Source organism: Enterobacter sp. MF024, from assembly GCF_005843915.1.
Taxonomy (GTDB): Bacteria; Pseudomonadota; Gammaproteobacteria; order Enterobacterales; family Enterobacteriaceae; genus Enterobacter; species Enterobacter barmai.
The window spans coordinates 507,691-520,062 of the sequence record NZ_VCBB01000003.1 but is presented as its reverse complement, the minus strand read 5'-3'; the positions used below and the strand labels follow the sequence as shown (position 1 = coordinate 520,062).

At 58.2% G+C, this 12,372-nt stretch carries 12 protein-coding genes and 1 pseudogene; 5 read left to right on the top strand and 8 right to left on the bottom strand.

The window, feature by feature from the left end; all coding sequences use genetic code 11:
- The first annotated feature begins 475 nt into the window (after nt 1–475).
- Nucleotides 476–628, top strand: a complete 153-nt coding sequence (locus FFB58_RS08965) for a Hok/Gef family protein (RefSeq protein WP_039032710.1) — start codon at nt 476–478, stop codon at nt 626–628.
- Between the two features lie 96 nt (nt 629–724).
- On the opposite strand, the gene FFB58_RS08960 is transcribed toward FFB58_RS08965, so the two are convergent.
- Genes FFB58_RS08960 through FFB58_RS08945 form a run of 4 tightly spaced genes read right to left on the bottom strand, consistent with a single transcriptional unit; the run spans nt 725 to nt 5,465 of the window.
- Nucleotides 725–2,224, bottom strand: coding sequence for an FGGY-family carbohydrate kinase (locus tag FFB58_RS08960; protein ID WP_138369659.1), 1,500 nt, complete (start codon nt 2,222–2,224; stop codon nt 725–727).
- A gap of 14 nt (nt 2,225–2,238) precedes the next feature.
- On the bottom strand, nt 2,239–3,657 hold the full coding sequence (locus tag FFB58_RS08955) for an L-fucose/L-arabinose isomerase family protein (protein ID WP_138369658.1): 1,419 nt from the start codon (nt 3,655–3,657) through the stop codon (nt 2,239–2,241).
- A 34-nt stretch (nt 3,658–3,691) separates the two neighbouring features.
- Nucleotides 3,692–4,642: a transketolase C-terminal domain-containing protein gene (locus FFB58_RS08950; protein WP_138369657.1), complete on the bottom strand. Its 951-nt coding sequence runs from the start codon at nt 4,640–4,642 to the stop codon at nt 3,692–3,694.
- Nucleotides 4,635–5,465 (bottom strand): transketolase, encoded by an 831-nt coding sequence (locus FFB58_RS08945; RefSeq protein WP_039031448.1) that lies wholly within the window; start codon nt 5,463–5,465, stop codon nt 4,635–4,637. The genes FFB58_RS08950 and FFB58_RS08945 overlap by 8 nt, the downstream gene beginning before the upstream one ends.
- Before the next feature lie 718 nt (nt 5,466–6,183).
- On the opposite strand from FFB58_RS08945, the gene FFB58_RS08940 reads away from it, so the two are divergent.
- Genes FFB58_RS08940 through FFB58_RS08930 form a run of 3 tightly spaced genes read left to right on the top strand, consistent with a single transcriptional unit; the run spans nt 6,184 to nt 7,579 of the window.
- Complete coding sequence (locus FFB58_RS08940; RefSeq protein ID WP_138369656.1) at nt 6,184–6,726, top strand: type IV secretion protein Rhs; 543 nt, start codon at nt 6,184–6,186, stop codon at nt 6,724–6,726.
- Entirely contained in the window at nt 6,723–7,067 is a 345-nt protein-coding gene (locus tag FFB58_RS08935; RefSeq protein WP_138369655.1) for a putative T6SS immunity periplasmic lipoprotein, read from the top strand. Before FFB58_RS08940 ends, FFB58_RS08935 begins: the two co-directional genes overlap by 4 nt.
- Before the next feature lie 11 nt (nt 7,068–7,078).
- Entirely contained in the window at nt 7,079–7,579 is a 501-nt protein-coding gene (locus FFB58_RS08930) for a type VI secretion system tube protein Hcp (protein ID WP_138369654.1), read from the top strand.
- Between the two features lie 58 nt (nt 7,580–7,637).
- Here the strand turns inward: FFB58_RS08930 and FFB58_RS08925 are convergent.
- Nucleotides 7,638–7,775, bottom strand: a pseudogene (locus FFB58_RS08925) (transketolase); the annotation flags it as partial.
- Between the two features lie 174 nt (nt 7,776–7,949).
- On the opposite strand from FFB58_RS08925, the gene FFB58_RS08920 reads away from it, so the two are divergent.
- A complete protein-coding gene (locus tag FFB58_RS08920) occupies nt 7,950–8,900 on the top strand; it encodes a sugar-binding transcriptional regulator (protein WP_039031447.1) in 951 nt (316 codons plus the stop codon).
- A 241-nt stretch (nt 8,901–9,141) separates the two neighbouring features.
- On the opposite strand, the gene FFB58_RS08915 is transcribed toward FFB58_RS08920, so the two are convergent.
- Genes FFB58_RS08915 through FFB58_RS08905 form a run of 3 tightly spaced genes read right to left on the bottom strand, consistent with a single transcriptional unit; the run spans nt 9,142 to nt 12,366 of the window.
- The gene (locus FFB58_RS08915) at nt 9,142–10,230 is read right to left on the bottom strand and encodes an ABC transporter permease (protein ID WP_039031446.1); all 1,089 of its coding nucleotides are present in this window, start codon (nt 10,228–10,230) and stop codon (nt 9,142–9,144) included.
- A gap of 1 nt (nt 10,231) precedes the next feature.
- The gene (locus FFB58_RS08910) at nt 10,232–11,758 is read right to left on the bottom strand and encodes a sugar ABC transporter ATP-binding protein (protein ID WP_171029945.1); all 1,527 of its coding nucleotides are present in this window, start codon (nt 11,756–11,758) and stop codon (nt 10,232–10,234) included.
- The gene (locus FFB58_RS08905) at nt 11,758–12,366 is read right to left on the bottom strand and encodes a DUF2291 family protein (protein ID WP_138369653.1); all 609 of its coding nucleotides are present in this window, start codon (nt 12,364–12,366) and stop codon (nt 11,758–11,760) included. Before FFB58_RS08905 ends, FFB58_RS08910 begins: the two co-directional genes overlap by 1 nt.
- Nucleotides 12,367–12,372: the final 6 nt, after the last annotated feature.

Here is a 12,372-nt window from a genome sequence, read left to right as displayed (position 1 = left end):
AGGGTTTGAGACAATGATGTTATTCCGCGCGTGGCGTTTGCTGGTCTGGATTACGATCGTCACATTGCTGTTAACGATAGTCGCCACCACAGGATCGATTTTGACGCTGGGACTGGTTCAGATCTTCTGCCCTGGTTCGCTGGCAACGTACATAAGATCGCTGATTCACGACTTACAGTTTGTACTGCTGGCGATGCTGCATTCGGCCCCCGTGAGGGTATCGGTTTAACGTGCAGCGACTCAGCATCTAAACGTTTTCTGAAAGAGTAATTAACCTGGCTAAATAACCAGTAAAAAGACGGTTTTTTCACCCTTGCGGGAGTAGTATTGCGGCGGGTGCCTGATGCTTTCTGAGCTCAGGCAGGTACGGAGATGCAGAAAGCAAAAGCCCCGGAGATGTTTCCATCAACCGGGGCTACCACTCCAAACCTGAACAATTTGGATGGTAGCCTCTTCTTAGCAAGGAGGCAATGACATGCTTAACAAGTACGCCTTTGCGGCGATCCTGGTACTGGGCTTAACTGTGCTGGGAGTCACATTTCTGGTTCATGAGCAGCTATGCGAACTGAGCTTTAAGGAAGGTGGCAGAGAACTGAAAGCTGTTCTCGCTTGCGAAGCGAAGAAGTAGCGGTATGCGGGGAGCATTCCCCGCCTATCCAGTTGTCGGTTTGGTACAGGCACCCGTTTATTTGCCCCGTCTGGTTTATTGCCAGGCGGGGCATTTTTACGCCCGTACTCGCTTAACCGTCTCCTGCCAGGCTTGCCAGCGGGTCTGCAATCGGACGTGGCGCGCCATGTCCGGCATAAACGTCACATGCTCCGGCAGATACTGGCGCAGCTGCGCGGTGGTCAGGTGAAACAGCGCTTTACGCGCCAGCAGTGCCGCGCCCATCGCCGAGAGTTCCGCCACGTCGCTGCGCATCACCGGGCAGCCGAGAAGGTCCGCCTGGTACTGCATCAGCCAGTCGTTTTTCGTCGGCCCGCCGTCGACCATCAGCGCGTTCAGGGTGAAGCCAGGATGGACGCGCATCGCCTCAACGACATCAGCAATCTGATAGGCAATCGACTCCAGCGCCGCGCGGATCAGGTGCGCGCGTTTCACGCCGCGGCTCAGGCCGTGGATCATCCCCCGGGCATTCTCATCCCACCAGGGCGCGCCAAGGCCGGTCAGCGCCGGCACAAAATAGACCCCGAGCGTCGAGTCCACCGAGCGGGGGAGGGTGTTGAGCTCATGAGCCAGCTCCGCCTGCGACAGTTCGCTTAGGCCGGTGCTGTCCGCCATCCAGGCCACCGCGTCGCCGGTGTGGGGAATATTGCCCTCCAGCCCGTAGACCAGCGAATCGCCGTCATGCCATGCCACGGTGGTGGCCAGGGCGCTGACGTCATTGCGGGCGGAATCCACCGGCGCCATCACCGACGAGCCGGTGCCGTAGGTCGCTTTCACGCACCCTTCCGCGCCCAGGCCGTGGGCAAACAGCGCGGCGTGGGAGTCGCCGATCATCGCCATCACCGGCAGTCCGTCAGGAATGGACGGGCAGCCGCGGGTGTAACCAAACAGGCCGCTGGAGGGTTTGATGTCAGGCAGCGCCGCGCGCGGAATGCCAAACAACGCCAGCATCTGTGGGTCCCAGTCGGCGCTGTGCAGGCTCATCAGCTGGGTGCGGGCGGCGTTGGCGTAGTCGCAGCTGAAGGCGTCCCCCTGCGTCAACTGCCACAGCAGCCAGCTGTCCACGGTGCCGAGGCAGATCTCGCCCCGGGCGGCGCGCCGTGCGCCGTCGGGGGTATTATCCAGCAGCCAGCGCATTTTTGAGGCCGAAAACAGCGGCGCGATGGGCAGGCCCGTTGCCGCCTTGATCTGCGGGCCGTGGCCCTGCTCACGCAGTTGATGACAAAAGGCCGCGGTACGGGAACACTGCCAGCTCAGCGCCGGGGCGATAGGGTTACCGGTCGCCCGATCCCAGCCCACCACGGTTTCACGCTGGTTGCTGATTGCCAGCGCGGCAACCCGTTCCACCCCGACGGTGGCAATGGCGCGGGCCACCACCTCAAGGGAGGCCTCCACCAGCATTTCGGCGGATTGTTCCACCCAGCCTTCGTGCGGCGTCTGGATCGCCAGCGCCCGGGAGAAACTCGCCACCACATTCCCGTTCCCATCCAGCGCCACCGCTTTGGCGTTGGTGGTGCCCTCATCGAGCGCGATGATGATGTCCTTGTTCACCGACATAGCGGCCTCCTGCCTTAGCGATGGAGATAGGTTGAAACGCCGAGGTAGCGGGTGAATGCCTCGTGCAGGATCTCCGCGCTGGCGGAGTGGTTCATCGCCACGTGATGCTCAAAGCCGTTGCGGCAGATCCAGTTCAGCAGGTTCTCCAGATGCGGCACCTGAATCACCGCCCGGCAGCCCACCGTATCCAGCGGATCGTCCACCGACTGGCCCTGGCCCACGTAGGCTTTAATCTCCCCGGTCAGATCGTCGGTGCTCAGACGGAAGTAGGTCAGCGGCCCGCTTTTCAGGCGGCCATGCACCGCGCCGCAGGTGTTCTCTTTCCCGACCGTGGTGCCGATGATGTCGGCGGTGCCCATGTGCGGCGATTCGAGGCTGGAGGCGGCGAAGTTACCGCAGTGGAACAAGACGCATTTGTCGCGATCGTCGCCGAAGTTGTTATTCCAGTCGGCAATCGAGGCGGGGTTCATGTTGCTGCTGGCGAGGGCGAACATGGAGAGCGCGCCCATCACGTCCACTTCACAGGCGCTCGGCATCAGCTGGCCGGACATGACGCTCATGATCGAGCAGACGTTGATCCCGAGGTTCTCCTGCAGGGAGGTCCAGCACTGGATCGCCGTGGTGTCGATGTCGTTGGCGACCACCCACTCGCTGATCACCACAAACAGCTTCGCCATGGTCACCAGCTTCTCCGGTGGAATGCGGCTGGCGTCGGCGTTGTCGATCAGGATCCGGCGTTTTTCATCCACGCGGATGTCGTCATCGCGCAGGGTTTTGATCCGGGTAAAGACTTCAGACAGGTCGAGGGTTTCCACGGCAATGCCCAGGCGTTCCAGTAATTTTTCGCTGTAGCGCACGGTGTTAAAGCCCGCCGGACGGGCGCCAATCGCCCCCACGCGCACGCCGCGCATGCTGCTCACCACGCGGCAGACCTGTTCGAAACGCCTCAGATCCTGCTCAAACACCTCGCCGTTGAGGGCGCAGACGTGCTGGGTGGTGAGGGTAAAGGGAATGCCGTACTGACGCAGGTTATTGCACAGGGAGATCTTGCCGCAGAAGCTGTCCCGGCGGGTCGCCAGCCCCATTTTATCGAGGTTGTCCTCTTCGGCCTGCACCAGCACCGGCACGTTCAGGCCGGAGAGACGCAGGGTTTCGGCGATGGCTTTTTCATCGCCAAAGTTAGGCAGCAGCACCACCACGCCGTGAATGCGGTCGCGATGGGCACGAAACAGTTCGGCGCAGGCTTTGGCGTCCTGACGGGTTTCCACCCCGCCGAGCTCGGTCTGGCTGGGATCGAGCATAATGGTGTTGATACCCAGGCGGCCAAACAGGGCGATGGCCTGCTCGCGTGCTTCCGCCACCAGATAGCTCGGGAAAAATCCGCGGTTGCCGATGACCACGCCCATCGTCAGTTGTTGAGGAATTCGGGACATTGCTTTTCTCTCCAGTAAGATGTTGTTGTTATTTTCAGCAAACCTGTCGCGTCAGCATTTCCCGGGCGTGCTTCACCACCCCAGCGACATCAATCTCATGCCGTGCCCGCGTTGACGCTCTGTCGGCGGCAATCGCGTATTGTCCATCCGGGATCCCCAGACGTTTCAGCGGCACGGCGCAGCCCGCTTCGGCCAGCACTTCGGCCACCAGGCTGCCGACGCCGCCGTTGACGTTATGCTCCTCGACGCTTACCACCGCCTTGCAGGGGGCGAGGGCGGCCAGCAGCTGTTGGGTATCACAGGGACGAATAGATGGAACGCTGATAACAGTGGCGTCAATACCTTCTTCCGCGAGTTGTGCGGCAGCTTCCACAATTTCATGCACCGTCGATCCCATCGCCACCAGCGCCACGTCGTGACCCGTGCGCAGAACGTCAATTTTGCCCGGCGCAAAACGGTAGCTGTCGTCATGCAGTTCCGGCAGGGCTTTGCCGTCGAGGCGGATATAGACCGGGCCGACGTGGTCAAGGGCGTAGTCGATGATCTGGCGGCACTCGTTTGGGCTCGAGGGGGCGTAAATTTCGATATTGCCGAAGCCGCGCATGATGGCGATATCGTCGATGCTGTGGTGGGTACTGGCGAGGGGGCCGTAGCTGGCACCCGCGTTCAGGCCGAACAGCTTCACATTGGTATTGTTGTAGCAGATGTCGACTTTGATCTGCTCGTTAGCGCGGGAAATCAAAAACGGCGCCGCGTTGCAGGTGACGGCAATCTTGCCGCCGATTGCCAGACCGGCCGCTGCGCCAACCAGCGTCTGCTCGGCGATGCCGACGTTCACCAGACGCCCCGGAAAACGCTGAATAAACGGGGAGATTTTTGCCGTGGAGGTCGAGTCCGCCACCACCGGCACCAGGTCCACGCCGCGTTCAACGGCATCAATAAAGGCATCAACCATCACCGTGGCGAGGTGTTCGCTATTACTCATCTTTCAGTTCCTCCAGCGCCAGTTCAACTTCTTCCCCTTTCGGCACCCGGTGGTGCCATTCAGGCCGTCCCTGAATAAATGAAATCCCCGCCCCCTTGGTGGTATGGGCGATCACCACGTGCGGTTTGCCGTTGGGCTTCAGCCCCTCCAGGGTGGCGACCACGTCGGCCATGTCGTTGCCGTCGCAGGCGGTCACTTCCAGACCGAAGGCTTTCCACTTCTCATCCAGCGGATCGGTGTTGAGGATCTCTTTGGTGGAGCCCGCCAGCTGGAGGTTATTTTTGTCGTTGATAATAAAGAGGTTATCCAGCTGGTAGTGGGAGGCCACCAGCGCGGCTTCCCAGTTGCTGCCTTCCGCCAGCTCGCCGTCGCCGGTCACCACAAACACCCGGCGCTTGCTGTTGTTGCGTTTTGCCGCCAGGGCGATCCCCACCGCCACCGGCAGGCCATGACCCAGCGCGCCGGTGTTCAGCTCAATACCCGGGGTTTTATGTTTCACCGGATGGCCGGGCAGGTGAGAGTCGGCGTGCTGATAGGTGGATAACCACTCGACGGGAATAAACCCGGCTTCGGCCAGCACGCAGTAGTAACCGCCTACCGCGTGGCCTTTCGACTGGATGTAGATATCGCGTTCATCGCTCTCCTGAAGTGCCGGGGAGCAGTTCAGGATGCGGAAGTAGAGGGCGGTGAGCAGTTCGACCTGCGACAGATCGGCCCCGGTATGGCCGCCCGCCGGGCTTTCGGCATTCAGCACGATGATCCGGCGACGAATCGAGCGTGCCCGGGTTTCGAGCTCCGCGATGGAGAGCGAAAACGGATTCATAACATACCTCCTGAATTTATAATCTATTGTGAATAATTATTCCAGCCAAGTAAAAGACCGCTCTGCCAGGAATGATCTTTGCAGGTTTCATTCTCTGAAACAGCAGGTTTTTGCCCCTCATGAATATATATTCAGTGCTGATTTATTATTCATAAGATGTAAGATATGCCCAGTCAGAGGGTTTGTCTACGGTTTGAGCGGGCAAATTTCGAAGAAAGGAGAAAAGGATCACATTTGCCTGGCGGACGGAGCGGAATAACGCAATCGCGGTGCGCCATACCGCTGCGTAATACTGTTTTTTACACCAGTTGTTTCAGAATGATCCTCGTCGATAGGGGGACTAATGGCGAAGATTCAGCAGGACACATTTGTCGTTGCAGGGTCGCCGGTCTACATAAGGGCTGTAGAAGGCTATAGAGAAAATGGTTTGGCAAGACCTAAGACAATTGTAGTAATTTTTATTTCAAAGGGTTATGAAGGCAGACTAATAAAACATGTTGACCTCAGTCATGCCGGATTAATGGGCCGTTTAAACACCAATTTGAATTGTTTAAATAGTAGCTATGTTAACGTAAAGATAGAAAGGTGCTCCGTTTAGCCTTTAACGATATGAAATATGATAAACGAGACCGATATATTATCTATTTTTATTCAGTACATAAACAATTGTACATTTTTATGCCAATGATATGATAAACCCTTGTTATTGGAGGGATAAATGTCAAATGGAATAAATCGCGGAGGTCTGCGGTTATTGACCCTTGGTGAAATTAACCTGGCCCGCACGCTCTACGCTTTCAGTATTCGTTATAACGAAGTATGGATTCACCGCAGCAGCTATCTTCCTTTCAATATGCAGGCGAACAACGTCGCCATGGCGCCAAACGGCGAAATATATTTTCAGGAAGGGGTGTATGAGCCTGATATTTCACAGCCACACGTCAAAAATGATCGCATAGGCGGTCAGCACATATTTCTGCATGAAATGATGCATGTCTGGCAACACCAGCGCGGGATGATGGTAAGAATGCGTGGCGCATTCTCATGGGCTGTTGATTACAACTATGAGCTCAATAAATCAAATCTGATGGACTACGGCATAGAAAATCAGGCATGTATCGTGAGTGATTACTGGTTGCTGAAAACCTATGGATTCGGTAATCGAAATGACCTGTATCGCCTCAAAAACTATGACCCGTCAGAGCCTACTCTCAAACTCATGGCTCGATATCAGAAAGTGCTTGGGAGTTTCCCGCATTGAAACGCTACTTATCCTTGATTCTGTTATCTGTAACCCTTGTCGGATGTGGTAAAGGTGATCGTGCAGCCCCCTGGCGCTCTATCATCGTTGATAAGGGGCATGTTTGCTTTTCAGTGGATAAAACCGACGTCCTGAGTCGCTATAACATTTCTTCAATGCAGGGCGGAGAATACAAAGAATTTGCCACTAATGAGCACGTTGCTCTCTCCTATCCAGACTCCTGTTTAAATCTGATGCTTAGGCCAGGTTATACCTATGGCGTGTCGTACACGCTGAATGGTTCAAATTATCGCTACGTGTTCTTTATCGACAACGACTGGAACGTCTCAAGTAATCAATAAGGGAAATAACGATGTCATTACCAGCTTATATGTATCTCTATGATGAAAATGGACAGCTGCTCAAAGGCAGTTGTATGGCGCTAGACCGTGAGGGTGCAATTGAAATTATGAACAGCAGTTACGGTGTGTACCAGAACACATGCCGCAACACGGGTAAACTTATGGGCTCGCGCGAACACAACGCTTTTACCCTGCACAAAGAGATTGATAAAACCTCGCCATATTTTGCGGTTGCAGTCTGCCAAAGTAAGCGGCTGCAAAAGGCAGTAATACACTATTACGACATCAACGAGGCTGGCATTGAATACGAGATTTACAGAATTACGCTTACCAGCATTGTGATCATGTCAGTTAATGCTTCTCATGCTTATATCCCGGGTTCTCGCACACCAGGAATGATGGAGAATATCGCAATTTCCTATTCAGGAATTGAGTGGTTTTATATCGAAGGGAATATCAAGTATGACGATGACTGGAGCCGCCCAGTGGGTTACAACCAGCAGAAAAATTAGCTTGGGGTGCGGAGATAAAGCCGGTTTTCATAATTCCCGCCAGATGGAGATTGCTTTAATCATTGATGATGTACAGGTTATCCAGCTGGTAATGCGCAGAGACCTGCGCGGCTTCCCAGTAACTGCCCTCGGCCAGTTCACCATCCCCGATCGCTACAAACACCCGACGTTTGCTATTGCTGCCTTTCGTCGCCAGTCGGCTCCTTAGCAGGGAGTGCAGCGCCATAACCGGGGTTTGTCTACGGTTTGAGCGGGCAAATTTCGAAGAAAGGAGAAAAGGATCACATTTGCCTGGCGGATCGGGCGGGTGCTTGCTTGTTAAATATTCAGTGATGAATAAAAATAACGACAGCCGATTAAGGGGAACGTTATGTCGAAACAGGATGAACAGCGATTGCTGGTGAAGATCGCCACACTTTACTACAGCGAGAATAAAAAGCAGTCCGAGATTGCCTCCCTGCTGCACCTCTCGCAGTCCTTCGTGTCGCGGGCGCTGACGCGCTGCCAGAAAGAGGGGCTGGTGAAGATTACCGTCGTTCAGCCGACCAATATTTTCGTCTCGCTGGAAAAGGCGCTTGAAGAGCAGTACGGCATCCGCCAGGCCATCGTGGTGGACGTGGGGGAGGACCCGACTAACGCCCAAATCAAACACGCCATCGGCAGCGCGGCGGCGCACTACGTTGAAACCCGCCTGCGCCCGGAAGACCTGGTGGGGATCTCCTCCTGGAGTAGCACCATCCGCTGCATGGTGGATGAGATGCACCCGCAGAATATCCGCGCCGCAGGGGTGATCCAGCTGCTGGGCGGGGTGGGCCCGAACGGCAACGTGCAGGCGACGATCCTCACCCAGCAGCTGGCGGCGCACCTTGGCTGCCCGGCTGGGCTGCTGCCGTCCCAGAGCATCGAACACTCCGTTGAAGAGCGCGCCCGGCTGGTGAGCAGCCCGGACGTGGCGGCGGTGGTGGGAAAATTCGCCGAAGTGGACGTGGCGATTGTCGGCATCGGCGAACTGGAGCCGTCACAGCTGCTGAAAAACTCCGGCAACTACTACACCGAAGAGATGCTCAAACTGCTGGCCGAACGCGGGGCGGTGGGGGATATCTGCCTGCACTACTACGACGCCAACGGCGAGCCGGTGCTGAGCGCGGAAGAAGATCCGGTGATTGGTATGGAGCTGGCGCAGATCCGCGCCTGCCCGCAGGTGATTGCCCTGGCCGGTGGGGAAGAAAAACGCAACGCCATCCGCGGGGCGCTGGAAGGGAAGTATATTGATGTGTTGATCACCGATTACCCGACGGCGCGGAGTTTGTTGAAAGCATAGAAAAATGCCCGGCGGCGCTGCGCTTGCACGGGCCTACAGGGTTTTCCAGGCCGGGTAAGGCGAAGCCGCCACCCGGCACAAAGACCGCACCCATGCCCGGATTGCAGATTTTGTAGGCCGGGTAAGGCGAAGCCGCCACCCGGTACAAATCCCGCACCCATGCCCGGATTGCAGCTTTTGTAGGCCGGGTAAGGCGAAGCCGCCACCCGGCACAAAGACCGCACCCATGCCCGGATTGCTTTTACTTCCCTTCCATCACCGCCTTTTGCGCTACCACGGCTGCTTTCTGCTGCATCCGGTTTTGCATCTGGTCGATGATCACCGCCACGATAATCACTATTCCTTTGATCACCATCTGCCAGAACTCGCTGACGCCCATCATCACCAGGCCGTCGGCCAGAAAGCCAATCACAAAGGCCCCGATCAGCGTCCCGAGAATGGTGCCGCGGCCGCCGGCAAGCGACGTGCCGCCCAACACCACCGCGGCGATGGCGTTCATCTCAAACGCGGTGCCGTTCGCCGGATGGCTCGCCAGCAGCTGCGCGGAGACCACAATCCCGGCGATGGCGGCGCAGAAACCGGACAGGGTATAGACCAGTACTTTCACCTGCTTGACCCGCACCCCGGAGAGTTCTGCCGCACGCTCGTTATCACCGATGGCGTACACGTGGCGGCCAAACGGCAGGCGGCGGGCGATATAAGCGATCACCAGCGCCAGGACGATCATCATCCAGATGGCCCACGGAATGCCGAGCAGCGTTCCGGCGCCAATCTCATCGAAACCGGTATTCCCCAGCTGCGGGTTGCCGGAGAGCCCCGGGAAGGTCTGGCCATCGGAGGTCAGCATCGCCGCCCCGCGCAGCACGTACATGGTGCCGAGGGTGCAGATAAAGGGCGCGACGTTGTAGCGGGTGATGATCCAGCCGTTCATCGCCCCTATCAGGGCGCCAATTAGCAGCACAACGGGCACGATCACCCACACGCTCGGGAAGATGGCGATGCCAAACATCGGCAGCACAATCCCTTTGGTGATCATCCATCCGGCGATCATCCCGCACAGCCCGAGGGTTGCGCCAATGGACAGGTCGATCCCGGCGGTGATGATCACGAAGGTGATCCCCAGCGCCAGGAAGGCGTTGATGGCGATATGCTTAATCATGATCACCAGGCTGCCGGCGGAGAGGAAGCCCGGCACGGTCATGGTGAAGAAGCCGACAATCAGGAACAGCGCAATGAAGGTGCGCATTTTCAGCAGCAGGAGGAGGAGTTTTTCCCGGGAAGGCGCGGCCCCTTTTTGCGGCGTCAGCGCGACAGACTGTGTTGTTTTCATCTTAGAACCCCTGAGCACTTGCGGTTACCAGTGCCGATTCTTCGGCCCGATCGCGAACAATATCGGCGGTGAGTTTGCCGCCGGACATCACCAGAATGCGGTCAGATACCGCCATAATCTCTTTCAAATCCGAGGTGGAAAAGACCACCGCAATGCCCTGCTGCGAGAGCTGCACCATCATGCGGAACACGTCGGCTTTGGCCCCCACGTCGATGCCGCGCGTCGGCTCGTCGAGGAACAGCACTTTCGGGTTGGTCAGCAGCGAGCGGCCAATCACCACCTTCTGCTGGTTGCCGCCGCTGAGCGCCTGGATCTCCACCTCCGGAGTCGAGACCTTAATCGACAGGTTGCCGATGGTGCTGGCCACCACCTCCTGCTCGGCCTTTTGCGCGATGGCAAAGCCGCGCTGCAGCCGACGCCACAGGCTGGCGATGGTCAGGTTGCTGGCGACCGACGAGCCGGGGAAAATCCCGGTGCGCTTGCGGTCTTCCGGTACCAGGCTCATCCCCATGCGGATGCGCTCGGCGGTGGTCAGGCGCTGGGGCACCGGTTTACTGTCGAGCCACAGCTTGCCGAGATAGTTGCGTTCGGTGCCGAGCATGCACTCGAACAGCTCGGTGCGCCCGGCCCCCATCAGGCCGTAGATCCCGACGATCTCCCCGGCGTTCACCTGGAAACTCACGTCGTTCACCACCGTATTCCCGGCGGCGTTCACGCAGGTGATGTGTTCCGCCTCCAGCACCGGCGCGCCAAAGGTGCGGCCCGGCTCGAGGAAGTTGCTCACCGGATCGCTGCCCAGCATCTCGCGCACGATCCAGGGCACGTCGATCTCCTGCACCTGCGCCTCGGCCTGGAACTTGCCGTCGCGCAGAATGGTGATCACATCCCCTATCGCCATCAGCTCTTCCAGCCGGTGGGAGATATAGATGATGGTGACCCCCTGGCGGGTCAGCTCGCGGATCACCCGAAACAGGATCTCCACCTCGGTTTTGCTGAGCGCCGAGGTGGGCTCGTCGAGGATCAGGATGTCGGCGTCCTCGGCCAGCGCCTTGGCGATCTCAATCAGCTGCTGCTGCCCGACCTTCAGGTTGCCCACCAGCTCGCGCGGAGAGATAGGCTGATCGAGGCGTTTTAGCAGCTCTGCGGTGCGGGACTCCTGCTCTGCCTCGTTGATCGGCATGACCCCTTTTTGCAGCTCGCGGCCAAGAAAAACGTTCTCCGCCACGTTGAGGTTTTCAAACAGGTTCAGCTCCTGGTGCACCATGCCAATCCCGTGGCGGGCGGCATCCCGGGTGCTGGCGAACGTCACCTGTTTGCCGTTGAGCCACATCTCGCCGAGGCTCGGCTGCTGGACGCCAGCAAGGATCTTCATCAGCGTCGATTTCCCGGCGCCGTTCTCGCCGATGATCACGTTCACTTTGCCGCGCCAGACGCGGTAATCGACCTTATCCAGCGCCACGGTGCCGGGGAACAGCATCGAGATCCCGCGGGTGCTGAGGATAATGTCATCTGCCGGGCTCTCGCTCATCACGGCGTCTCCTGTTTCAGTTCCAGCGCCGTCGCATCAACCGCTTTGCCCGCGTTCAGGGTGGCGGCGAACAGGACGGTGGCGTCTTTGCCGCTCCAGCTGTCGTCGATTTTCGGCAGATGCTTCACCGCCTCGCGGTTCAGGGCGCGGGAGAGCTGGGCATACTGCACCTGGTTGGTAAATTCATCGAAGCGGAACCCGGCGGCGTCACGGATGGCGTTGCCGCGCATCACCGGCCCGCTCTGGATCTCCACCGGCTGGCCGTTTACCGTCATCACCAGCTTCTGCTCGCGTTCGTTGCTGGCATCCACGCGCTCCACCTTGCCGGTGAGGCGCACGAAGACGCTCTGCGGTTTGGCTGAAGGCGCGTTCAGCTGGGTGGAGAGGGCGCTGGCGTCCAGGGCATGATCCCTGGCGACGTCGAGGATCCGCGGCTGCCAGGTTTGTTGCGCGATCTGCTGTGGGGTCTTGTTGTCAAAGCTCGCTTTGGCATTGGGATCGGCAGGCATAATCGGCTTGCCGAACTCATCCAGATCCACCACGGTGCAGGCCGTCAGCAACAGGGCGGCAGCGCCTGTCAGCGCGGCGCCCCATTGTGTTAAACGCATACTGCC

Excerpts from the sequence above, each read along its gene's own strand:
- FFB58_RS08920 (WP_039031447.1), top strand. The coding sequence starts at position 7,950 with ATGTCGAAACAGGATGAACAGCGATTGCTGGTGAAGATCGCCACACTT.
- FFB58_RS08905 (WP_138369653.1), bottom strand. The coding sequence starts at position 12,366 with ATGCGTTTAACACAATGGGGCGCCGCGCTGACAGGCGCTGCCGCCCTG.
- FFB58_RS08915 (WP_039031446.1), bottom strand. The coding sequence starts at position 10,230 with ATGAAAACAACACAGTCTGTCGCGCTGACGCCGCAAAAAGGGGCCGCG.
- FFB58_RS08950 (WP_138369657.1), bottom strand. The coding sequence starts at position 4,642 with ATGAGTAATAGCGAACACCTCGCCACGGTGATGGTTGATGCCTTTATT.
- FFB58_RS08965 (WP_039032710.1), top strand. The coding sequence starts at position 476 with ATGCTTAACAAGTACGCCTTTGCGGCGATCCTGGTACTGGGCTTAACT.
- FFB58_RS08940 (WP_138369656.1), top strand. The coding sequence starts at position 6,184 with ATGTCAAATGGAATAAATCGCGGAGGTCTGCGGTTATTGACCCTTGGT.
- FFB58_RS08930 (WP_138369654.1), top strand. The coding sequence starts at position 7,079 with ATGTCATTACCAGCTTATATGTATCTCTATGATGAAAATGGACAGCTG.
- FFB58_RS08960 (WP_138369659.1), bottom strand. The coding sequence starts at position 2,224 with ATGTCGGTGAACAAGGACATCATCATCGCGCTCGATGAGGGCACCACC.
- FFB58_RS08910 (WP_171029945.1), bottom strand. The coding sequence starts at position 11,758 with ATGAGCGAGAGCCCGGCAGATGACATTATCCTCAGCACCCGCGGGATC.
- FFB58_RS08945 (WP_039031448.1), bottom strand. The coding sequence starts at position 5,465 with ATGAATCCGTTTTCGCTCTCCATCGCGGAGCTCGAAACCCGGGCACGC.
- FFB58_RS08955 (WP_138369658.1), bottom strand. The coding sequence starts at position 3,657 with ATGTCCCGAATTCCTCAACAACTGACGATGGGCGTGGTCATCGGCAAC.